The sequence below is a fragment of the Streptomyces sp. A0592 genome (genome assembly GCF_004795115.1).
In the GTDB taxonomy this organism is placed as follows: Bacteria; Actinomycetota; Actinomycetes; order Streptomycetales; family Streptomycetaceae; genus Streptomyces; species Streptomyces erythrochromogenes.
In genome coordinates this window covers 151,730-171,039 of sequence record NZ_SSBM01000003.1, presented here as the reverse complement: position 1 = coordinate 171,039, position 19,310 = coordinate 151,730, and the positions used below count along the sequence as shown (strand labels likewise).

The window sequence follows — 19,310 nt, the reverse complement described above, 5'->3', positions numbered from 1 at the left end:
GACCCCCTGGACACGGGTGGGGTCTGCGGCGGTCGTCGTGCCCGCCGCCCTGCGCCCCCACCGCAAAGTGAGCAGATCCTATCCGCCCGCTTCCCCAGGTCGACGGGGGATTTCCCCGTCGTGGACGTAGACGCTGACCCGGTAGGCCGTCGGGTGGGTGAGGCGGCCGCAGAAGGTGTCGATCCGTAGGCGCGCCGGGTCGGTGACCCTGCCCTCGTCCTGGAGGCGGCGCAGGAACTGCTGCAGTTCCGTGTGCTCCTGCGTCTCGAACAGCGGCTCCCACCGGCCGGGGACGAGCTCCGGCCGGTGGCGTTCGTCGTGCCGCTGCTGGCTCTGCCTGCGTTTGCGCTGTCCGGGCACGGGACCGGCGTCCTCTCAGGCGCGCCAGCGTGGGGCGTCGTAGCCCGGGTCGTCGGGGTTGCCGAAGTGGAACGGTACGCCGAGGTGGTTCGCCAGGGTGCGGCCCGCCCCGGTGGCGGCCTCGGCCGGGTCGCGGTCGCGGCGGCCGTGGACCGTGGCGAGGGCCCGCTCCTCGGCGGGATCGTCCGTGATCGCCAGAAGGTTCACGAACCAGCCGTGGACGGTGTCCCCGTCCCAGACGGCCTCGATCGCCTCCACCCGCCCCGGCAGGCCGCTCGTCAGGGCGGTGAGGGACTCCAGGTCCAGCGGACATTCGGGGGTACGGGCGATCCGGTCGCCGAGGAGGACGTACCGCTCGTGGACCACCAACTGGGCCTCGCGCAGGCCGATCCCGCGGGCGCGCCCCGCGGCCCACACGAGCTTCACGGCCGGGAAGAGGGAGTCCTGGAGGACGTACCCGTCGACCTGGGTCCGGATCCCTGCAGGGAGCGAATCCCAGTGGTCCTCGTCCTGCGGCTGTGTTGCGGGCATGCCCGGTCCGTCCCCTCGATCCGTCCGGCTGTCATGGTCCATGGCGGCCGGCCCCGCCGTCGAGGGGATTTCGCCCGTCCCGCAGCCGGACGGAATAGCTCCGAGTGTGGCGGCAGTTGCACGCCGCATGACGACCGACATACTCACCGAAGCCGACCGCTCGTTCCTCTTCGTCCTCGGCAGCTCCCGGCCGGAGGGCAACACCGAGATCCTCGCCCGGGCGGCGGCGGAGCAACTGCCCGCCGGAATCCCGCAGCGCTGGGTGGACCTCGCGAAGGACCCGCTGCCCGACTTCCAGGACGGCCGGCACGAGGACGGGACCTGGCCGGTGGGCGAGCAGGAGGAGGAGCTGCGCCGGCTCACGCTGGAGGCCACCGACGTCGTCATCGCCTCGCCGCTGTACTGGTACGCGGTCTCCGCCAGCACCAAGCGCTACCTCGACTACTGGTCCGGCTGGCTCGGAGTACCCGGCCTGGACTTCAAGAAGCGGATGGGCGGCCGCACGCTGTGGGGCGTCACGGCGATGGCCGAGGAGAACGAGGCCACCGCGGACGGGCTGATCGCCAGCCTCAACAACACGGCCGCGTACATGGGGATGCGCTTCGGCGGGGTCCTGCTCGGCAACGGCTCCCGCCCCGGCCAGGTGCGCAGCGACGAGCGCGCGATGACCCGCGCCAAGACCTTCTTCGAGCGCGAGGCCCCGCTCGCCCGATTCCCCGCCGAGGGGGAGACCGGGGAGCGGTAGCCGCGCCGCCGTTCAGCGGGTGGCGGTGACGCCGCCCAGGAACGCGGTCCAGACGTCCGGGGTGACGGCCAGCTCGGGGCCGGCCGTCACCTTGGAGTCCCGGACGTGCACGGCGCCGGGGCAGGCGGCGACCTCGACGCAGTTGTCGCCGTCGCCGCTGCTGTACGTGGACTTGTGCCAGGAGAGGGCGACCTCGACGCAGCTGTCGCCCTCGCTTCCGCTGTAGCTGCTCTTGAACCATCGCAAGTCGGAGCTGTTCACAGGGAACCTCGCATTCGCATCAACAGGCCCGTGCTGTCAGCAGGATTGAGGGCCTGGATGCGAAGTTTGGCATACCGCTGGTGGAGCACGCTGATGGCTTTCGGGTCGGTGATGACCTGGCCCGTCTTCTGTCCCTCGCTGTAGCCGAGCCACTCGTGCTCATCGGTTTCCAGGAGCTGGAAGGGGCCGTCGGTGCCTGCGTGGACCGGCTGGACCAGCGGCATGACCTGTACGTCCACGTTGGGCAGGTCCCCGCACTCCAGGAGCCGGTCGACCAGCTCCCGCGTCACCTGCGGTCCGCCCGTCCGCCGCTCGATCAGCGCCTGCTCGATGACGAAGCTGAAGAGGGCGTACGGGGTGCGGTGCAGCAGCTTCTGCCGCTCCAACCGCACGGCGACGCGGGCCTCCGCCTCCTCCGGGGTGGCCAGCGGCGGCACGTTCTCGATGAGGGCGCGGGCGTAGGACTCCGGCTGGAGGAGGCCCGGTACGGACCGGCACTCGTAGGTGTTGAGGGTGACGGCCACCTCCTCCAGCTCCGCCCACCGCCGGAACCACGTCGCCAGGCCGCGCCGCCGCGTCAGCTGCTTCGCGGCGATGTCGATGACGCCGAAGGTGTCCAGGACCGCTTCCGTCTTGTTCACGAACTTCTGCGACGGGTGGCGGCGGCCCTGCTCGACCGAGCCGACGTACTGGACCGAGTACCCGATCAGCGGAGCCAGTTGCTCCTGGGTCAGGCCGGCCCGTTTGCGGGAGGCCTTGACCGTCTCGCCGAAGCTGCGCAGGTTGTCGTCCGGCTCGACCTCGCCGTCACCGCTGCCGTCGGCACTCACCATGGCGGTCACCTCCCCGATCCCCGACAGCAGACTCACGCACGGTGACCGCGCCTGTCCAGGAAGTGGACTCGTACAGTTGGTTTGTACGAGTCCGGGTGGTGTTGAACGAGGCTGGCCAGGCGGGATGTTGGCGCCATGACCGCACCCTCCGGCCGCGCCCGGACCCTCGTACGCGTGTTCACTCAGCGTTTCACCAGCACCTGCCGCGGGGCCCGGCTGGCCCGACAGCTGGCCCTCGTCGAGCTCCACGCGTGGGGCTTCCCGGAATCCACCGCCCTGTCCGCCGACGCCGGGCTCCTCGTGGCCGAGCTCGCCGCCAACGCCGTCCGGCACGGCCGCGTCCCGGGGCGGGACTTCGAGCTGAAGATGACGCTGCTGGAGGAGCTCTTGCGCATCGAAGTCTCCGATGCGCGCCGCGACCGCCGCCCGGCCGTCCAGCCACACGCCTACCAGGCGGAGTCGGGCTACGGGCTGCGCATTGTGGACGCCGTCGCCGCCGACTGGGGCGTCTCGGACCGCATCGTCGGCAAGACGGTCTGGGCCGAGCTGACCCGCCGGGCGGGCCCTGTCAGTGGCACCGGCTACCTTCCGCTCTGAAGGATCGGGCGGGCACGAGCGGGCGGTGGCACATGGGGCGGGAACCGGGGACGGTCGTCGAGGTGGGGTACGCGCAGGGCTGGGACCTGACGGCCCGCGCACCCTGGCGGCCGATCTCCGCCGAGGAGGCGCGGGAGCGGGACGCGGCCGGGCTCCCGTACGTCGCGGAGTACCGGATACCGGGCCGGGAGGCTCCTGTGGAGGTCCGGCTCGTCTCCTGGCCGGACCACCACGTAGGCCTCTGGGTCTACGACGAGCAGGGCCGCCGCACCCATCAGGCGGACTACAGGCTCCTGGACGGGGACCGGCTGTTGACCCGGATCACGCGCATCTGGCGGTACGGCGGGCCCGAGGTGGCCGAGTTCGACGCGGAGGCCCCCCGGGTCACCTACACCCTGCACCCCGACACCAGGGGCATCGTGTCGCACGAACCGCGCGGCTCGAAGGGATCGAGGCGGGACACCCTGGCCGACGTGCCCGACGAGGAGAAGTGGCGGGACCGGCCCGCCTTCGAGGACTGGCCCGTGATCTCCGCGCAGGTGGAGGGGCTGGCGGAGCCCGTCACCCTCCGGGCGGCCGCCACCGTCGCCGATCGGGACGCCGAAGGCGCGCCCGCCGGCCTGTGGCGGGCGCCGCGGCCCGGCACGGCCGGGCCGATGGACGCGCTGTTCCGGCCCGGGACACGGATGACCACGCCGCAACACCCCGACATGACGGTCGTAAGGCCCCGGCGGATGGGAACCCTGAACGTGCCGAGCGGGCTGCTGGCCATCGACTGCCCCCTGGACGCGAGAGGGCCGCGTCTCACCGTCGCCGTGCCGCCGGGGGAGCACGTGCTGGAAGAGGGACAGATCGCCTTCGGGTACCACTGCATGTACGACGACCGCTGGGTGGACACGACGGAGCCGACGGCGGTACGGCTACGCGTGAGTGAGGAGCCCGCCGTGTCCTGGGAGATGGCGCTGGCGCCCGAGGACGACGTCCGGCTGCTGGAGGACGGGCACGTGTACGGCTTCGGCACGGACGGTGCGACGGGTGCCTTCGCCGACGCCGGGGCATGGGTGCCCCTCCAGGAACGCGTCCATCAGGTGGTGGACCACACCGACCAGGACGGCGAGGACTTCACCGGCTCCATGTTCCTGCTGCGGACCCGCGAGCCCGAATCCGGAGCGGAGCTGGTGGCCTTCGCCGTGTGCTCGGACGGGTGCCACCCCGTCTGGGTGGGGCGGTCGGCCGACGGGGACGTGGTCGGTGTGGTGGTGGTCGTGGACGAGATGCCCGATCTCGCGGACGCTTCCTGAGTTCCGCCCTTCGCACCCCGGCCTCAGTGGCCCCGGTACACCTCGCGCCTGTGCCCTGCTGCCAGCACCCAGACGATGAGCTGACCGTCCTCGACGGTGTACACGACGCGGTAGTCGCCGACGCGCAGGCGCCAGCGCGATGCGTGTCCCTGGAGCGCCTTGACGTCGAACGCTGCCGTGTCCCCCGCCGTGAGGGCCTTCTGCAGTTCGGCGAGCCGGTGCAGGATGCGCACGGCGTCAGGGCGGGGGATCTTGAGCAAATCGCGTTGCGCGTGCGGCGTGAACCGGGTGACGTAGCCCATCCGTCATGCCTGCTGATCGCGGAGGATGGCGGCCATCTCCTCCAGGGATACGGATCCCTCGACGCCCTCGCCCTCGGCCTCGTCGGCCATGGCGTTCAGCCAGGCGTCCTCGGTCTCGTCCGCGAGGCGGCGGAGACGCTGGTATTCGTCGATGTCGATCACGACGGCCTCTTGCTTGCCGCGGCGCGTGATGATCGTGGGCACTCCCTCGCGGCGGGCGCGGTCTATGGCGTCGGCCAGGTGGCTGCGCACTTCTGCCATGGATTCGATGACCGGCTCACTCATGCAACCAATGTACCGGATGTACATAAAGCGCGCCGCTCGGGTGGTCAGAGGTACTGGGCGAAGTCGTCCAGGGTGCGCAGGATCTCCGGCTCCGGGGCCGAGGGGAGCTGGAGGACGACCTCCTCGATGCCGAGGTCGGCGTAGTGGGCGAGCTTGCCCGGGCTGGGGTGCACGGCGTACGGGACCACCTGGAGGGACTTCGGGTCGCGTCCGGCGGTCTCCCATACCTGGCGCAGCACCGGGAGGGACTCGGTCAGGCCGCCGCCGCCGATCGGGAGCCAGCCGTCGGCGTGGTCGGCGATCGCGGCGAACAGCTTCGGGCCGGCCGCGCCGCCGATCAGGGTGCGGGGGCCGTGCAGGGTGGAGCCGGGGCCGAGTTCGCGCGGGGCCTGCGCCGGCTTCGGGTGGGCGCTGCTGGCCTGCACGGAGCAGTACTGGCCGACGTACGCCGTCGGCTCGGGCGCCCACAGGGCGCGCATCAGGGCCATCCGGTCGCGGACCAGGTCGCGGCGGGTGCGCCACTCGACGCCGTGGTCGGCGGCCTCCTCGACGTTCCAGCCGTAGCCGATGCCCAGGGTGAAACGGCCGCCGGAGAGGTGGTCGAGGGTCGCGACCTGCTTCGCGAGGCCGATCGGGTCGTGCTGGGCGACCAGGGTGATGCCGGTGCCCAGCTGCAGCCGTTCGGTGACGGCGGCGGCCTGGCCGAGGGCCACGAAGGGGTCGAGGGTGCGCCCGTACATCTCGGGGAGTTCGCCGCCCATCGGGGCGGGGGTCTCGCGGGAGGTCGGGATATGGGTGTGCTCCGGCAGGTAGAGGCCCGAGAAGCCGCGTTCCTCCAGGCTGCGGGCGAGACGTACGGGGGAGACGGTGCGGTCGGTGAGGAAGACGGTCGTGGCGATCCGCATGGGTGCTGGCACCTCCGGCAGCCGGGACGTGGGAACGCCACGGTACGGGCTGAGGCAAGGATTGTTGAGGGGGCGTCAGGCGGTGGGGATACGGCGTCAGCCGCGCGGGTAGCGGGCCAGCCAGCCGGGGGAAGCGGCGGAGGGGCTGTGGAGGGTCGGGCCCTGGGTCATCTCCAGGGCGAAGTCGTCGCACAGCTCCAGGAGCGTGGCACGGCCTTCGAGCTCCGCGAGCCATGCGGGAGGCAGGGCCGTCTCGCCGTGGAGGGCGCCGAGCAGCGCCCCGCACAGGGCGCCGGCGGCCACGGAGTCGCCGCCGTGGTTGACGGCGAGGCGCAGGCCGTGGGCGACGTCCTCGGCGACCAGGGCGCAGTAGACGGCGACGGCGAGGGCGTCCGAGGCGTCGCCGGCGGCGGGTGCGGCGGGTGCGGCGTCGGGTGCGGCCTTGCCGGGGGAGAGGGCTTCGACGGCGTCGGGGCCGGGCGCGCCCCGGGTGACCGCCGACATGGCGCGCTGGAGGGCGTCGGTGATGGGCTGGTGGCCGGGGCGGGCGCCCAGGAGTCCCAGGGTGCGCTGGACGGCGGCGTCGAGGGAGTCGCCGCGGGTCAGGCCGTGGACGATGACGGCGAGGGCGCCGGCCGAGAGGTGGGCGGTGGGATGGCCGTGGCTCTGGGCGGCGCACTCGACGGTGAGTTGGAGGACGAGGGCGGGCTCCCAGCCGACCAGCAGCCCGAAGGGCGCCGAGCGGGCGGCGGCGGCCGCGCCGCGGGCGGTCGGGTTCTTGGGCCGGTCGAGGGTGGCGAGGACGTCGTCGCCGAAGCCGGTCAGGCAGGCGCGGTCGGGGTCGCGGCGGGCGTAGAGCCATTCCTCCTGCGCGAGCCAGCCGTTGTCCTTGCGGCGCTCGTCGGGGCCCCAGTCGTGCTGGGTCGCGGCCCAGCGGCGGTACGCGCGGTGCACGTCGGTGGGCGGGTGCCAGACGCCGGTGTCCCGGCGTACGTGGGCCCGTATCAGCCCGTCCACGGTGAAGAGGGTGAGCTGGGTGGCCGCGGTGACCCGGCCGAGGCGGCCGTGGGCGACGGCGGGGGCGGTGAGGCCGTCGGGGCCGTGGGCGGCACGGATGGCGTCGAGGGGGAGGCCGGCGAGGGGCGCGCCGAGGGCGTCGCCGAGGGCCGCGCCGAGAAGGGTGCCGCGGATCCGGCTGCGGAAGTCCTGCTGCTCGACCCGCCCCCAGAGCCCGGTGACGATCCCCCGCCCGAGCGTCCTGCCTCCGGCGGGGTCGGCGGTGGTCTGCGCTTGGCCTCCGGCCGGGTTGGCGGTGCTGTGCGTGGCCGCGGCGAGGGTACCGCCCGCCGGCGTGGCCGGGTTTACTCCCTGCCCCTGGCCTGCGGCCGGGCCTGCGCCAGTGGTGGCTGCGCGGGCGTCTTCCGCCGGGCCGGGTCCGCTTGTACCGCCTGCCGGCGGGGTCGGCCCTTCGGCCGGTTCGGCGGTGGTCGCGCCTTCGCCTCCGGCGGGGCCGGGAACGGTGCCCGTACCGCCCGCCGGAGTGGCCGGGCCGCCGTCCGGCCCCCGGCCTCCGGCCGGGTTGGCCGCGCCGGTGCCCGGCGCCCCGCCCGCTTGCCCCTGGCCTCCGGCCGGGCGCGGCCCTCCGGCGGGGCCGGGAACGGTGCCCGTACCGCCCGCCGGCGTGGCGGGGTTGTGCGGGGCCGACGTGCCGGGGGTGTTCGCCGGGCCCGGGGCCGACGCTCCGGCCGGGGCGGGGGCGAAGCCTGGGGGCAGGTAGGCGGGGCCCGACGCCCCGTCGGAGGGGCCGGGACCGCCGGGCGTGCCCCTGTTGTCGTCCGTACCGACCACTTCGTCCACCCCCGGCACCGCGCCCCCCCGATGACCTGTAACCGCCGCGCATGCGAAATCCGCACTGTAGTGGACACGTTCGATCGAAACCGGAAGCGGTACGCCAAGAGGTCCGTAAGTGACCAGAGATAGGCCGGAATCCGAACAGTTCCGGCCGCAGGCCTGGCCAATGGCACGTTTTGTCACTTGCTTCGGGGCGGCCGGTTTCGGCCATACCGCGTTCATCCGGCGTTCTCCGCGGCCGCCCGGCCTCGACCGCATGAAGAAGGCTCTCCGCGCCGCGACCGTCGTCGCCTCCGCGCTCATCGACGTGCGCCCCGAGTACCTGAACGCCGGCTACGACGAGGTCGCGGCCACGTACGGCTCCTTCGACCGCTACCTCCAGGACGGACTCGGCATCGACGCCCGCGAGCTGAAGCAGCTCAAGAAGGACCTGCTCCTCGGATGACGGCCGGACGGGAGGGGGCCCGCGCCGCGGACCCCCTCCGCCCCGCTCAGTCCAGTACGGGCAGCAGCTCCGGCAGGTGGCCGTCCGAGGCGAGGGCGGCCCGCTGCCGCTCCTCGGGCACCTCCCCGTACAGCGTCGTACGGGGCTTCGCGGGCCGCCCCGCCGCCTCGGCGACCGCCACCAGGTCCCGGACCGACTTGTAGGAGCCGTAACTCGAACCGGCCATGCGGGAGATGGTCTCCTCCATCAGCGTCCCGCCGAGGTCGTTGGCCCCGGAGCGGAGCATCTCGGCCGCGCCCTCCGCCCCCAGCTTCACCCAGCTCGTCTGGATGTTGGGGATGTGCGGGTGCAGCAGGATCCGGGCCATGGCCGTCACCGCGCGGTTGTCGCGGACCGTCGGGCCGGGACGCGCGATGCCCGCCAGGTACACGGGGGCGTTGGTGTGGATGAACGGCAGCGTCACGAACTCCGTGAAACCACCCGTCTGCTGCTGGATGCGGGCCAGCGTGCGGAAGTGGCCGAGCCAGTGCCTGGGCTGGTCCACGTGCCCGTACATCATCGTGGACGAGGAGCGGATCCCCAGCTCGTGCGCCGTGGTGACGACGTCGATCCAGTCCGCCGTCGGCAGCTTGCCCTTGGTCAGGACCCAGCGCACCTCGTCGTCCAGGATCTCCGCCGCCGTGCCCGGGATCGAGTCCAGGCCGGCCTCCTTGGCCGCCGTCAGCCAGTCCCGTACGGACATGCCCGTGCGGGTGGCGCCGTTGACGACCTCCATCGGCGAGAAGGCGTGCACGTGCATGCCCGGCACCCGCTGCTTGACCGCCCGCGCGATGTCGAAGTACGCCGTCCCCGGCAGGTCGGGGTGGATGCCGCCCTGCATGCACACCTCGACCGCGCCGACGTCCCAGGCCTGGGCGGCCCGGTCGGCGACCTGGTCGAGGGAGAGGGTGTAGGCGTCGGCGTCGGTGCGCCGCTGCGCGAACGCGCAGAAACGGCAGCCGGTGTAGCAGACGTTGGTGAAGTTGATGTTCCGCGTGACGATGTAGGTGACGTCGTCGCCGACGACCGACCTGCGCAGGTCGTCGGCGATCCGGCACAGGGCGTCGAGAGCCGGCCCGTCCGCGTGCAGCAGCGCGAGCGCCTGCGCGTCGGTGAGCTTCGTCGGGTCGTCGGCGGCCTGCGCCAGGGCGGCGCGCACGTCGGTGTCGATGCGCTCGGGGACCATGCCGGGCGCGGCCGCCTCGCGCAGCGCCTCCCAGTCGCCGTAGACGTGGTCGAAGTCCTCGCGCCGGTCGGCGGTGCGGCCCTCGGTGTCGATGGCGGTGTGCAGGTCGGTGCGCCCGGTGCCGCTGCGCCCGTACGCGGCGAAGCCCTCGTCGGGCTCCTGCCAGGGCCTGCCCTCGACGGCGGCCCGCTCGTCGGCCAGGCCGGTCTCCGCGTCGGCCAGCGCCCGTACGTGCGGCAGCAGCCGCGGGTCCAGCCAGGGCTCGCCGCGCTGCAGGAACTCCGGGTAGATGGTGAGGCGTTCGCGCAGCTCGAAGCCGGCGGCCGCGGTCCGCGCGGCCAGCTCCTCGATGTGCGGCCAGGGGCGCTCGGGGTTGACGTGGTCGGGGGTCAGCGGGGAGACGCCGCCCCAGTCGTCGATGCCCGCGCCGATGAGCAGGGCGTACTCGGCGTCCACCAGGTTCGGCGGGGCCTGGATCCGGGCGCTCGGGCCCAGGATGTGGCGGGCGACCGCGATGGCCGCGGCCAGCTCCTCCAGCTCCGCGTCCGGCATGCCGCGCATGGCGGTGTCCGGCTTGGCGCGGAAGTTCTGGACGATGACCTCCTGGATGCCGTGGTAGCTGCGCTGGATGCGGCGCAGCTCGAAGAAGGCGTCGGCCCGCTCCTCGTAGGACTCGCCGATGCCGATGAGGACGCCGGTGGTGAAGGGGACGTTGGAGCGGCCCGCGTCCTCCAGCACGCGCAGCCGCACGGCCGGTTCCTTGTCGGGGGAGCCGTGGTGGGGGCCGCCCGGCTCGGACCACAGGCGGGTGGCGGTGGTCTCCAGCATCATGCCCATGGACGGGGCGACGGGCTTGAGGCGCTGCAGCTCGGACCACGACATGACACCGGGGTTGAGGTGCGGCAGCAGCCCCGTCTCCTCCAGGACGCGGATCGCCATGGCGCGGACGTAGGCGAGGGTGTCGTCGTAGCCGTGCGCGTCCAGCCACTCGCGGGCCTCGGGCCAGCGGTCCTCGGGGCGGTCGCCGAGGGTGAAGAGGGCCTCCTTGCAGCCCATCGCCGCACCCTGGCGGGCGATGTCGAGGACCTCGTCGGGGGAGAGGTACATCCCGTGGCCGCTCCTGCGGAGCTTGCCGGGGACGGTGACGAAGGTGCAGTAGTGGCACTTGTCGCGGCAGAGGCGGGTGAGGGGGATGAAGACCTTGCGCGAGTACGTGATGACACCGGGCCGCCCGGCGGCGGCGAGCCCGGCGTCCCTGACGCGAGCGGCTGAGGCGGCGAGGTCCCGGAGGGCCTCGCCGCGTGCCTGGAGCAGCACGGCCGCCTCGGCCGCGTCGAGCGCGACGCCGTCTCGGGCCCGCCGCAGCGCGCGGCGCATCGCGTTTTCGGTCGGAGCCTCACTCGGAGTGGTCATGGGGCGAGCATACGATCCGACGCGACGGCGGTGGAGTGGGTCATCGCATCAGCTCACCGGCGTTGACCAGCAGCGATTGGCCGGTAATCGCCCGGGCGCGGTCGGAGGCGAGGAAGACGGCGGCGTCGGCGACGTCCCCGTCGGTGGCGAGGTCGGGCAGTGCCATGCGCTGGGTGAGGCGGGCGTGCACCTCGGCCTCGGGGACGTTCTCGGTGTGCGCGGTGAAGGTGACGAAGGCCTGAACGGGCGGGCCCCACATCCAGCCGGGCAGCACGGTGTTGACGCGGATCCGGTGCGGGCCGAGCTCGCGGGCCATGGAGTACATGGCGGAGGTCAGTGCCCCCTTGGAGGCGGCGTAGGCGGCCTGTTGCACCTCGTTGGGCGCGGCGACGGCGGACTGCGTCCCGATGATGACCACGGATCCGCCCCGCTCCTTGAGGGCGGGCAGGCAGGCCCGGGTCATGCGCAGGGTGCCCAGCAGGTTGACGTCGATGATCTGCTGCCAGGTCCCGAAGTCCGCGTCCTCCAGACCGCCGAAGTAGGAGTCCCAGGCGGCGACGTGCACGACGGCGTCGACGCCCCCGAACCGCTCCACGGCCAGGGCGGCGAGGGCCTCGCACTGCGCCTCGTCGCCGATGTCGGTCGGCCGGTGGGCGGTGCGGGTGCCGTCGGGGTCGATCTCGGCGGCGGACTTGGCGAGATTCGCCTCGGTCCGCGCCCCGAGCACGGCGTTCCCGCCGTCCCGCACGACGGCGGCGGCCACCTGGTGCCCCAGCCCGGCCCCGACGCCGGAGACGATGACGGTCTTCCCTCGCAACAGCACGACGTACCTCCAGGCGGGCGCAACCATATCTGACGGTGCGTCAGGCTAGGGTGCCGCGCTCCCTATGGGAAGGGCCGCGTGCCACCCGTGGGAGCCGATGTGCCGGAGCCGCCCGGACCGCCCCTTCACGCACTGCTGCGAAGTGAGCCGCCCCCCCGCCCGCACCGGGGCCTTCGGTCCGCGTCGACGGTGGGGGGTGTTCGGGGGATGATCGGATGGGAACGCATCCCGGCGGGGACGATCCGCCGCGCCGGGACCCGGTCGGAGGACGTGAGGACCATGTCGCTCTCGCACCCTGTCGGCGCGCCGCCGCGCGCCCGGCTGTTCGCACTGCTGGCGCTGTTCTGCGTCCTGGGCGCGGTGGTCGTGCTGGTGGCGTCCGGCGAGGGCGGCGGGCTGATCGTGGTCACGGTCGGGATGGCCGGCGCGGCGCTCACCGCCGTGGGCACGTGGTGGGTGGTCGCCCACCGCGGGCCGGTCCGGCTCGCCGGGACCGTGCTGGCCGTGGCCGCACCGCTGGCCATCCTCGTCATCTACGCCCGCGCCGACCTGTGGCCCACGGCCCTGGCCGCCATCGTGCTCTGGGCGGCCGCCGTGGTGTGCGCGCGGACGGCGCTGCGTGCCGCGCGGCCGTCCGCCGGCATGCGGGCGGTCGCCGCCGACCGCCCCCGGCACCCGGTGCTGATCATGAACCCGAAGTCCGGTGGCGGGAAGGTCGGCCGCTTCGGCCTCGTCGAGAAGGCCGAGGCGCTCGGCGCCCGGGTGGTGCTGCTCGACACGGAGGCCGTCACGGACGTCGCCGCCGTCGCCCGCCGGGCGGTCGCCGAGGGGGCGGACCTGCTCGGGGTGGCCGGCGGCGACGGCACCCAGGCCCGGGTGGCCGAGGTGGCGGCCGAGCACGGCCTGCCGTTCCTGGTGATCTCCGCGGGGACCAGGAACCACTTCGCCATGGACCTCGGCCTGGACCGCGAGGACCCGGCCCGGTGCCTGGACGCCCTGGCGGACGGGGAGGAGCTCAGGATCGACCTGGGCTTCGTGGGCGGCCGCGCCTTCGTGAACACGGCCTCGTTCGGCGTCTACGCGGAGGTCGTGCAGCGCCCGGAGTACCGCGACGCCAAGGCGGACTCGGCCCTGAACGCACTGCCCGACCTGCTGATCGGCTACGCCGGCCGCACCCTCGAAGCGGCGACCGACCAGACGCGCCTGGAGGCCCAGCAGGCACTGCTGATCAGCAACAACCCCTACTCGTCGCCCGAACCGATGGCCGTGGGCGCCCGCCGCGCCCGCCTCGACCTCGGCGTGCTGGGCGTCGTCGGGATCCGGGTGAACAACGCCGCCCAGGCGGCCGACGTCGCCCTGCGGGGCGCACGGGCGGCGGGCCTGCACATCCTGACCTCCCGGCAGGTCGTCGTCGCATCGGAGGCGGAAAGCATCCCGGTGGCCGTGGACGGGGAGGCCCTGACCCTGCCCACGCCCGTCACCTGCACCGTCCGCCCGGGCGCCCTGCGCGTACTGGTGCCGAGGGAGCGCCCCGGCGCCCCGGTGGCCGGTCCGCCCATGGAGTGGCGCGACGTCCTCGCGCTGGCCTTCAACCGCCTGCGGTGACGGCGGGGGCTCGCTTCCCCCGGGATGCCCGGCCCCCGGTGCGGCGTCACAATGAGGCTTACCCGGTGTGCCGGGTGCCCGGCGCCCCCGCTGTGCCGGGTGCGCCCGGTGCGCTGCCCCTGCTGTTCCCGCTGGTCGTGCGCGGATAGGAGACAGCCGTGAAGGACCTCAAGTTCGAGCAGAAGAGTTCCCTTTCACGCCTTGAGGCCGCCGACCAGCTCGCCGCGCTCGCGGAGGCGCTGCGGCACGGCGGCAACGCCGAACTGGAACTCGGCCCCGGGACGATGAGCCTGCGGGTCCCCGACGAACTCAGCACCGAGATCGAGGTCGAGGTCGGCGACGGGCAGATCGAGATGGAGATCGAGCTCAAGTGGCCCACCTCGCGCTCCGGAGCCCCGTCATAGTGGCCCCGGACGGCCCCGGGAAGACCCCGGAGACGGCCGCGGAGCCGGAGCCCGACCCGGAGGCCGCAGCTGCGGAGGCCGCCGCGGCGGCTGCGGAGGCAGCCGCGGAGCCGGACTCGGACGAGGCCCGCGGCGACTACACCGGCGCCGTCTACGGCTCGCTGCTCGCCGCCTCCGTCGTCGTCGGCGCCGGAACCCTCGGCTCCCACCCGAGGCTGCAGCTCATCGCCCTCCTGCTGGGCACCGGTGTGGTGTTCTGGGCCGCGCACGTCTTCGCCCGCCTCTTCGGGGCCCGGCTCCTCGTGGGCAGGCTGAGCTGGAGCGTGATCCGCCGCGTCTCCCGGCAGGAGCGCCCGATCATCGAGGCGGCCGTCCCGCCCGCCGCCGCCGCGGCCATCACCCCGCTCTTCGACCTGGGGCCGCAGGGCATCGCGTGGCTGGCGCTCCTGGTCGCCCTGGCCGGGCAGGTCGGCTGGGCGACCGTGGCCGCCAAGCGCGCCGGAGCCTCCCGCCGCCTGATGGTGGTCGCCGGTGTGGTCAACCTCCTCCTCGGGCTGCTCATCGTGCTGCTCAAGGTCGGGCTCCAGCACTGAGACCCCGCGGCGTCGCGCCGTACTCCGCCAGGGCCGCCCCGAGCCGCTCGACGCCCTCGGCGATCTCCCCTGGGGCATGCGTGGTGAAGGACAGGCGCAGCGTGCGCGGGTCCGGCGCGCACGCGTGGAAGGGGGCTCCCGGGACGAAGGCGACGCCGTGCGCCACGGCCGTCCTCAGCAGGGCCGTCGCGTCGTGGTCCGCCGGGAGCCGGGCCCACACGAACATCCCGCCCTCGGGCAGGTTCCAGGCGCAGTCCGCCGGCAGCGTCCGGCTCAGGGCGCCCAGGAGGGCGTCGCGCCGCTCGCGGTAGGCGGTGCGCACGGCGGCTATGTGCGCGTCCAGGTCCACCGCCGCGAGGTAGTGCGCCGCGGCCAGCTGGTCCACCGTGGAGGTGTGCAGGTCCGCCGCCTGCTTCGCGACCGCCGCGGCCCGCAGGAGCGCCGCCGGCGCACGGAGCCAGCCCAGACGCAGCCCCGGAGCCATGATCTTCGAAAAGCTGCCCAGCAGGGCCGTACGGTCCTCCGCGCCCGGGTGGGCGGCGAGCCACGGCACGTCCCGGCCCTCGTAGCGCAGGTCCCCGTACGGGTCGTCCTCCACCAGCCACAGGCCGAGCCGGGCCGCGGTCTGCGCGACCGCTGCCCGGCGGGAGGCCGGCAGGGTGCGGCCCGTCGGGTTCTGGAAGGTCGGGATCGTGTAGAGCAGCTTCGGCCGCTCCCGCGCGACGAGTTCCGCCAGCGCGTCCGGCAGGAGGCCCTCCTCGTCGCAGGGCACGGGCACCACCCGCGCCCCCGCCAGCCCGAAGCACTGGAGGGCGGCGAGGTAGGTGGGGTCCTCGGTCAGCACCACGTCGCCCGGCTCGATCAGGGCCGCGGTGATGAGGGTGAGGGCCTGCTGGGAGCCGGAGGTGACGAGCACGTCGTCCGCGCCGGTCGGCAGCCCGCGCGCCGTCGCCCGCGCCGCGACCGCCGCGCGGAGCTCCGGTGCGCCCTCGGTGGTCGAGTACTGGAGCGCGCGGCGCGCCGACAGCGTGAAGGCCGCGTCGTACGCGGCGCGCAGGCCCTCGGTGTCGAAGAGCTCGGGGGCGGGGAGGCCGCCGGCGAAGGAGACGGTCCCAGGCCGCTGGGTGAGCGCGAGGATCTCGCGTACGGGGGAGCCCTCGACGGAGGTGGCGCGGACGGCGAACGCGGGTGGTGCGGCGGCGGTGGGCACGGCGGCAGTGGCGGTGCTGGCAGCGGCAGCGGCAGCGGGCACGGGAGCTCCTCGGGGAGACGGGTGCGCGCATCGTAGCGACAGAAAGGTGTAGACGGCATGTATGTATCAGGAGGTGGACGCCTGCCACCCGGCCGCCCTCGACTCCGCCCGCCCCCTCCCGATCTGACGCCACATCAGCTAGACCGGTCCCATGACGACAGCAGAGCAGGACCCGCAGCAGGACACCCGCGTCGACGACTACGCCGCGCTGGCGGCGGTCGGCCCCTACGGCGTCCGCCCCGGCCATGCGCTGATCACCATGGTGGAGCCGCACCCGGGCCACGAGTACGCGTACAACCGCTGGTACGAGGACGACCACTACTACGCGGGCGCCATGGCCATGCCGTGGATGTACGCGGGCCGCCGCTGGGTGGCCACCCGCGAGCTCCAGGAGCTGCGCTACCCCGAGAAGTCGGCCGTCGCCCAGCCGGTCACCGCCGGCTGCTACATATCGACGTACTGGGTCACCGCGGGCCGCTACGACGAGCACATGAAGTGGACGGTCGGCATCAACAAGCGGCTGAACCGCGACGGTCGCGTCTACCAGGACCGGACCCACGTCTTCACGGCCTTCCAGGACCACGCGGCCACCGTCTACCGCGACGGCGCCGCCGGCCCGCGCGACCACCACGCGCTCGATCACCCGTACGCGGGGCTGGTGGTGCAGGTGGTCGACGCCGACGGTCCGGAGCAGCGGGCCGAGTTGCTGGAGTGGCTGCGCTCGCGGGCCCTGCCGAAGCGGCTGCACGGCTCCCCGGCGGCGATGGTGACGGTCTTCCGGCCGACGCCGCTGCCCGGTGACCGGATGACGTACGTCAAGCAGGTGGAGGGGGTCGACACACGCCTCACCCTGCTGTGGTTCCTGGAGGAGGACCCCCGGGCCTGCTGGGACCGCTTCCAGGGGCTGGACGCGGAGGTCGCGGAGGCGGGGCTGGGGCGGGTGGAGCTCGTGGCTCCGTTCATCCCGACGGTGCCGGGGACGGACCGGTACGTCGATCAGTTGCGCTGACCCGGGCATGGCCGAGCCCCCTCGGCCAAGACGGCGGACCGGTCGAGAGGGCTGCAGGCGGTGGTGGCGGGACGGTCGGGACGCGTCGTGATCTTCAGACGAGGCGTCCCAGCCGGCCTTCGGTGACGTCTGCGACGAAGGAGGTCCAGGAGCCGGGCGCGAAGGTGAGGGACGGGCCGTCCTGCACCTTCGAGTCACGTACGGCGATCGCCTCCATGACGGGGGACTTGACCTCGACGCAGGCGCCGTTGGCGGAGTAGGAGGACTTGACCCAGTTGTCGGTGGCGCCCTGGCGAATAGCCATGTTTCTCTCCGGTGCACGAGTAGTTCGGGTGTCTTGTCGGCCATTTCCGGCTGACCTGATCGACGCTACCCGCAGCTCCTGACGGGTGAAGGAAGCATTCACCCGACCGAGTGGCATATTCCATTCAAGCCTTCTGTGGCCGGGGAGTGACGGTGTACGGTGCCGCCCCCTCGCCCGCCAGCCTCCTGAGTCACAGGACTATTCACCCTTGTCGGCATATTCGTTGATGATCTGCGAGATGAACTCCCGTGTCTTGTCGACTCCGAGGGCCTGGGCGCGCAAGTGCTCGTACATCACGCTGTACTTCTGGACGTCGTTGGCCTTCTCCAGGTACAGGTCACTGGTGACGCCCTCGATGTAGACGACCGTCGAGTCGGACGCGTCCGGGAACTCCAGGATCGCGTACTGGCCGTTCACGCCGGGGTGCGCGCCCAGCTCGAAGGGCATCACCTGCACGGTGACGTGCGGCTGCTCCGACTGCTCTATCAAGTATTCGAGCTGTCGGGTCATCAGTTGGGCGTCGCCCACGTGCCGGCGCAGCGCCGCCTCGTCGATGACCGCCCACAGGCGCAGGGGCCCGAGGTCCGGGTTGTTGTTCTCCGTCTCGGAGAGCCGTTTCTGGCGGTGCATGCGGACCTGGACGCGTTTGTCCACATCTGCGGGGGCGGTCTCCGGCCACGCGCCGCGGACGAGGGCCTGCGCGTACTCGGTGGTCTGGAGCAGGCCCGGGATGACCAGGGGTTCGTACGTGCGCAGGCTGGCGGCGTCGGTCTCCAGCCCGATGTACACGCTGTACGGGATGTCGCCGAAGGCGTGCCACCAGCCCTGCTGGCGGGAGTCCTTCGCCATCTGCATGAGGGAGTCGATGAGCCGGCGGTCCTCGACCTCGTACACGTCGCACAGGTCGCGGACGTCGCGCTGGCTGATGGAACGGCGGCCGTTCTCCAGCCGGCTGATCTTCGACTGGGAGACGAGGAGGCGTTCGGCGACCTGTTCGGCCGTCATGCCCTTGTCCTCGCGGAGCTTGCGCAGCTCCATTCCCAGTCGGCGGCGTCGGACGGTGGGATTGACATTGGACGCCACGTGAACGGCACCTCCGCCTTCTTCTGTCGTGCAGCTGTCTCTCTGCGTGTCTGATGTTCAGCAGACTGCCACCGAAGCGGGCGGTGCCGCTGGGGAACGGCAGGGAAAACACAGACGCGCGGGGTGGCGGAGCCGGCGGACCGGCTCCGCCACCCCGCGCGCTGGCGGCTCCCGGACCGGATCCTCGCGGATGCCGGTCCCGGCGGTGGCGTTGCTCTGCGGTGCGGTGGTGGAACGGTGGAACGGTGGAACGGGGGACCTGCCGAACTGTCGAGCTGTCGAGCTGGGGACCCGGGATCCTGTCCGGGCCTCACCGGGGGTGGATCAGTGCGCGGGCACGCGTGCCATCGCACCCGTGCGGCGTGGCTGCATCGGGACGCCGCCCGCCGGCGCGGGCCGGGCCTGCGGTGCCGGCGCGCGGTCCCGGCGTGGCTGTGCGGCCACACCGTTCTGGACGTCCATCACGGCGTGCGCCACTAGTCCGCCCATCGGGTCGTGCCTGATCAGGTCCCGCAGTCGGGACCTGGACGAGCGCCCCTCGTTGCCGGGGTACAGGTGCTTGCCGAGTCCGACCGCGTGGGCCAGCGCGGCGAGCGCCGCGGTCCGCGGGTCCGGCGGTACGCCGGTGCGGATCGCACTGTCCAGCCGGGCTCGGATCTCCCGGCTGATCTCCGTGTCCGTCGCCTGGTAGCGAGTCGTCGGCAACACTCCGCACATCTGTCCCGCGACGGCATGAACCATGCCGCAGCGCTCCAGGTGCGCGAGGTAAATCTGACGAAGCCCCAGCCGGGGTCCGCCGATCCAGTGGACGGCCCGTACCGGGCTGCCGCGCCTGCGCAGCAGTTCCAGTGCGGAGTCCAGAGTCGGATCTCCTGTCGGCCGTGGCATCACCACGGCGATACGATCCCCATCAGGGGCTATCCGTCCTGCCAGAGCCAGCTCCACTAGCTGTGCCCCGGCCAGGCCGAGGTCGAGCGACTGCGGCTGCGCCGTGGTACCCGTGGCCGGGTCCAAGGCGAGCAGCAGAAGCTCCTCCGGAATTGTTCTGCGGCTCCTGCCCATCCATGCCTCCCCGCGTGGATGAGTGACAGGGTGACGCCTCTCACATTCATCTGTCGAGAGCGCGTGGCCGCTTTGTGGGGGAACCCGCAGCTATGTCGTTCTCGTCTGGCACGGGGGCGAT

Annotated in this window: 22 protein-coding genes; 8 read left to right on the top strand and 14 right to left on the bottom strand. The window is 73.0% G+C overall.

Annotation, left to right across the window (positions count from 1 at the left end; all coding sequences use genetic code 11):
• Positions 1–78: 78 nt before the first annotated feature.
• The gene (locus tag E6U81_RS06140) at positions 79–360 is read right to left on the bottom strand and encodes a hypothetical protein (protein ID WP_240803675.1); all 282 of its coding nucleotides are present in this window, start codon (positions 358–360) and stop codon (positions 79–81) included.
• Between the two features lie 15 nt (positions 361–375).
• The gene (locus tag E6U81_RS06135; protein WP_136229061.1) at positions 376–891 is read right to left on the bottom strand and encodes a hypothetical protein; all 516 of its coding nucleotides are present in this window, start codon (positions 889–891) and stop codon (positions 376–378) included.
• Positions 892–1,018: 127 nt separating this feature from the next.
• Here E6U81_RS06135 and E6U81_RS06130 point away from each other — a divergent pair, with 127 nt between their 5' ends.
• Positions 1,019–1,636 (top strand): NAD(P)H-dependent oxidoreductase, encoded by a 618-nt coding sequence (locus tag E6U81_RS06130; protein WP_136229060.1) that lies wholly within the window; start codon positions 1,019–1,021, stop codon positions 1,634–1,636.
• 12 nt (positions 1,637–1,648) lie between these two features.
• Here E6U81_RS06130 and E6U81_RS06125 read toward each other — a convergent pair whose 3' ends face one another.
• The gene (locus E6U81_RS06125) at positions 1,649–1,897 is read right to left on the bottom strand and encodes a DUF397 domain-containing protein (protein WP_136229059.1); all 249 of its coding nucleotides are present in this window, start codon (positions 1,895–1,897) and stop codon (positions 1,649–1,651) included.
• Entirely contained in the window at positions 1,894–2,730 is an 837-nt protein-coding gene (locus E6U81_RS06120; protein ID WP_136229058.1) for a helix-turn-helix transcriptional regulator, read from the bottom strand. Before E6U81_RS06120 ends, E6U81_RS06125 begins: the two co-directional genes overlap by 4 nt.
• A gap of 135 nt (positions 2,731–2,865) precedes the next feature.
• Between E6U81_RS06120 and E6U81_RS06115 the strand changes: the two genes are divergently transcribed.
• Both E6U81_RS06115 and E6U81_RS06110 read left to right on the top strand, forming a co-directional pair.
• Positions 2,866–3,327, top strand: coding sequence for an ATP-binding protein (locus tag E6U81_RS06115; RefSeq protein ID WP_136229057.1), 462 nt, complete (start codon positions 2,866–2,868; stop codon positions 3,325–3,327).
• Between the two features lie 32 nt (positions 3,328–3,359).
• The gene (locus tag E6U81_RS06110) at positions 3,360–4,628 is read left to right on the top strand and encodes a DUF4241 domain-containing protein (RefSeq protein WP_136229056.1); all 1,269 of its coding nucleotides are present in this window, start codon (positions 3,360–3,362) and stop codon (positions 4,626–4,628) included.
• Positions 4,629–4,651: 23 nt separating this feature from the next.
• Here E6U81_RS06110 and E6U81_RS06105 read toward each other — a convergent pair whose 3' ends face one another.
• The 4 genes from E6U81_RS06105 to E6U81_RS39670 form a co-directional block, all read right to left on the bottom strand.
• A complete protein-coding gene (locus tag E6U81_RS06105) occupies positions 4,652–4,930 on the bottom strand; it encodes a type II toxin-antitoxin system RelE/ParE family toxin (protein ID WP_136229055.1) in 279 nt (92 codons plus the stop codon).
• A gap of 3 nt (positions 4,931–4,933) precedes the next feature.
• The gene (locus E6U81_RS06100) at positions 4,934–5,215 is read right to left on the bottom strand and encodes a type II toxin-antitoxin system Phd/YefM family antitoxin (protein WP_240803674.1); all 282 of its coding nucleotides are present in this window, start codon (positions 5,213–5,215) and stop codon (positions 4,934–4,936) included.
• A gap of 44 nt (positions 5,216–5,259) precedes the next feature.
• The gene (locus E6U81_RS06095) at positions 5,260–6,120 is read right to left on the bottom strand and encodes a TIGR03619 family F420-dependent LLM class oxidoreductase (RefSeq protein ID WP_136229054.1); all 861 of its coding nucleotides are present in this window, start codon (positions 6,118–6,120) and stop codon (positions 5,260–5,262) included.
• A 96-nt stretch (positions 6,121–6,216) separates the two neighbouring features.
• Positions 6,217–7,362 (bottom strand): ADP-ribosylglycohydrolase family protein, encoded by a 1,146-nt coding sequence (locus tag E6U81_RS39670; protein ID WP_168714578.1) that lies wholly within the window; start codon positions 7,360–7,362, stop codon positions 6,217–6,219.
• A gap of 865 nt (positions 7,363–8,227) precedes the next feature.
• On the opposite strand from E6U81_RS39670, the gene E6U81_RS06085 reads away from it, so the two are divergent.
• Entirely contained in the window at positions 8,228–8,416 is a 189-nt protein-coding gene (locus E6U81_RS06085) for a tyrosine-protein phosphatase (RefSeq protein ID WP_240803673.1), read from the top strand.
• A 46-nt stretch (positions 8,417–8,462) separates the two neighbouring features.
• Here the strand turns inward: E6U81_RS06085 and E6U81_RS06080 are convergent, their stop codons facing one another.
• Complete coding sequence (locus E6U81_RS06080) at positions 8,463–11,054, bottom strand: bifunctional FO biosynthesis protein CofGH (protein WP_136229051.1); 2,592 nt, start codon at positions 11,052–11,054, stop codon at positions 8,463–8,465.
• A gap of 40 nt (positions 11,055–11,094) precedes the next feature.
• Positions 11,095–11,904, bottom strand: coding sequence for an SDR family oxidoreductase (locus E6U81_RS06075; protein ID WP_136229050.1), 810 nt, complete (start codon positions 11,902–11,904; stop codon positions 11,095–11,097).
• Between the two features lie 252 nt (positions 11,905–12,156).
• Here E6U81_RS06075 and E6U81_RS06070 point away from each other — a divergent pair, with 252 nt between their 5' ends.
• From E6U81_RS06070 to E6U81_RS06060, 3 genes are all read left to right on the top strand, one after another.
• Positions 12,157–13,482 carry a diacylglycerol kinase family protein gene (locus E6U81_RS06070; protein WP_136229049.1) on the top strand — a complete coding sequence of 442 codons (1,326 nt, stop codon included), beginning with the start codon at positions 12,157–12,159 and terminating at the stop codon, positions 13,480–13,482.
• Between the two features lie 158 nt (positions 13,483–13,640).
• Positions 13,641–13,886 carry an amphi-Trp domain-containing protein gene (locus tag E6U81_RS06065; RefSeq protein WP_136229048.1) on the top strand — a complete coding sequence of 82 codons (246 nt, stop codon included), beginning with the start codon at positions 13,641–13,643 and terminating at the stop codon, positions 13,884–13,886.
• Positions 13,853–14,479 (top strand): hypothetical protein, encoded by a 627-nt coding sequence (locus E6U81_RS06060; RefSeq protein ID WP_346766126.1) that lies wholly within the window; start codon positions 13,853–13,855, stop codon positions 14,477–14,479. The genes E6U81_RS06065 and E6U81_RS06060 overlap by 34 nt, the downstream gene beginning before the upstream one ends.
• Here E6U81_RS06060 and E6U81_RS06055 read toward each other — a convergent pair.
• A complete protein-coding gene (locus E6U81_RS06055) occupies positions 14,457–15,689 on the bottom strand; it encodes a PLP-dependent aminotransferase family protein (RefSeq protein ID WP_136229305.1) in 1,233 nt (410 codons plus the stop codon). The genes E6U81_RS06060 and E6U81_RS06055 overlap by 23 nt on opposite strands.
• A 193-nt stretch (positions 15,690–15,882) precedes the next feature.
• Between E6U81_RS06055 and E6U81_RS06050 the strand changes: the two genes are divergently transcribed.
• Positions 15,883–16,740 carry a hypothetical protein gene (locus E6U81_RS06050; RefSeq protein WP_136229047.1) on the top strand — a complete coding sequence of 286 codons (858 nt, stop codon included), beginning with the start codon at positions 15,883–15,885 and terminating at the stop codon, positions 16,738–16,740.
• A 94-nt stretch (positions 16,741–16,834) separates the two neighbouring features.
• On the opposite strand, the gene E6U81_RS06045 is transcribed toward E6U81_RS06050, so the two are convergent.
• The 3 genes from E6U81_RS06045 to E6U81_RS06035 all read right to left on the bottom strand — a co-directional run bounded on the left by E6U81_RS06045 (position 16,835) and on the right by E6U81_RS06035 (position 19,189).
• Entirely contained in the window at positions 16,835–17,044 is a 210-nt protein-coding gene (locus E6U81_RS06045) for a DUF397 domain-containing protein (protein WP_136229046.1), read from the bottom strand.
• Between the two features lie 198 nt (positions 17,045–17,242).
• The gene (locus tag E6U81_RS06040) at positions 17,243–18,127 is read right to left on the bottom strand and encodes a helix-turn-helix transcriptional regulator (protein WP_136229045.1); all 885 of its coding nucleotides are present in this window, start codon (positions 18,125–18,127) and stop codon (positions 17,243–17,245) included.
• Between the two features lie 324 nt (positions 18,128–18,451).
• On the bottom strand, positions 18,452–19,189 hold the full coding sequence (locus E6U81_RS06035; RefSeq protein ID WP_136229044.1) for a GPP34 family phosphoprotein: 738 nt from the start codon (positions 19,187–19,189) through the stop codon (positions 18,452–18,454).
• Positions 19,190–19,310 lie beyond the last annotated feature (121 nt).

What these genes read in the sequence shown, in the direction of transcription:
- E6U81_RS06135 (WP_136229061.1), bottom strand. Translation starts at nt 891, where the DNA reads ATGCCCGCAACACAGCCGCAGGACGAGGACCACTGGGATTCGCTCCCT.
- E6U81_RS06130 (WP_136229060.1), top strand. Translation starts at nt 1,019, where the DNA reads ATGACGACCGACATACTCACCGAAGCCGACCGCTCGTTCCTCTTCGTC.
- E6U81_RS06120 (WP_136229058.1), bottom strand. Translation starts at nt 2,730, where the DNA reads ATGGTGAGTGCCGACGGCAGCGGTGACGGCGAGGTCGAGCCGGACGAC.
- E6U81_RS06115 (WP_136229057.1), top strand. Translation starts at nt 2,866, where the DNA reads ATGACCGCACCCTCCGGCCGCGCCCGGACCCTCGTACGCGTGTTCACT.
- E6U81_RS06110 (WP_136229056.1), top strand. Translation starts at nt 3,360, where the DNA reads ATGGGGCGGGAACCGGGGACGGTCGTCGAGGTGGGGTACGCGCAGGGC.
- E6U81_RS06105 (WP_136229055.1), bottom strand. Translation starts at nt 4,930, where the DNA reads ATGGGCTACGTCACCCGGTTCACGCCGCACGCGCAACGCGATTTGCTC.
- E6U81_RS06100 (WP_240803674.1), bottom strand. Translation starts at nt 5,215, where the DNA reads ATGAGTGAGCCGGTCATCGAATCCATGGCAGAAGTGCGCAGCCACCTG.
- E6U81_RS06095 (WP_136229054.1), bottom strand. Translation starts at nt 6,120, where the DNA reads ATGCGGATCGCCACGACCGTCTTCCTCACCGACCGCACCGTCTCCCCC.
- E6U81_RS06085 (WP_240803673.1), top strand. Translation starts at nt 8,228, where the DNA reads ATGAAGAAGGCTCTCCGCGCCGCGACCGTCGTCGCCTCCGCGCTCATC.
- E6U81_RS06080 (WP_136229051.1), bottom strand. Translation starts at nt 11,054, where the DNA reads ATGACCACTCCGAGTGAGGCTCCGACCGAAAACGCGATGCGCCGCGCG.
- E6U81_RS06075 (WP_136229050.1), bottom strand. Translation starts at nt 11,904, where the DNA reads ATGGTTGCGCCCGCCTGGAGGTACGTCGTGCTGTTGCGAGGGAAGACC.
- E6U81_RS06070 (WP_136229049.1), top strand. Translation starts at nt 12,157, where the DNA reads ATGTCGCTCTCGCACCCTGTCGGCGCGCCGCCGCGCGCCCGGCTGTTC.
- E6U81_RS06050 (WP_136229047.1), top strand. Translation starts at nt 15,883, where the DNA reads ATGACGACAGCAGAGCAGGACCCGCAGCAGGACACCCGCGTCGACGAC.
- E6U81_RS06045 (WP_136229046.1), bottom strand. Translation starts at nt 17,044, where the DNA reads ATGGCTATTCGCCAGGGCGCCACCGACAACTGGGTCAAGTCCTCCTAC.
- E6U81_RS06035 (WP_136229044.1), bottom strand. Translation starts at nt 19,189, where the DNA reads ATGGGCAGGAGCCGCAGAACAATTCCGGAGGAGCTTCTGCTGCTCGCC.